The organism is Aphanothece microscopica RSMan92 (assembly GCF_046613545.2).
GTDB lineage: Bacteria > Cyanobacteriota > Cyanobacteriia > PCC-6307 > Cyanobiaceae > NIES-981.
In genome coordinates, this window is record NZ_JBKKKY020000527.1 from 1 (window position 1) to 458 (window position 458).

General features: G+C 64.4%; 1 protein-coding gene and 1 pseudogene. Both read left to right on the top strand.

The features are described from left to right. The coding region (locus ACLD7X_RS18885; RefSeq protein WP_411425217.1) for a hypothetical protein at nt 1-238 on the top strand (238 nt) is incomplete at its 5' end. Between the two features lie 102 nt (nt 239-340). Beyond that, nucleotides 341-458, top strand: a pseudogene (locus tag ACLD7X_RS18890) (IS3 family transposase); the annotation flags it as partial.

The following is a 458-nucleotide window of genomic DNA, read 5'->3' on the forward strand; positions in this document are numbered from 1 at the left end:
GGACTCGAACCGTGCGCGCACGATCAGCCTGGAAACCGGCATCCAGAACGGCCCGCTTGCAGTCCTGATCATCACCCTGACCTTCACCGGGACGATGCAGCAGGACATCCTGTTCATTCCGATCCTTTACAGCCTGTTTATCGTGATCACCTCGTCCCTGATCACGATCTGGTATCGCCGCAGGTCGACCGCCGAAAGCGTGGCCCGCAATGCAGCGAAGGTGCGGGGGGCGAGTTAGGGTCAGGATGGCTGGACGACATTCGGCCACGAACGACGACGTCGGCTGACGGCGTGGTGCGCGGAGGATGCGGCGCACCGGCAAGCGTTTGCATCGGGCTGCCTGCATGCGTGGGAAGCCGGATCGCAGGCGCGCACCGGCATCGGGCGCTGGATCACCTTCCATAACCACCAGCAGCCCCACGCTGCCCATGGCGGTCAACCGCCCGCCGTGGTGTGTT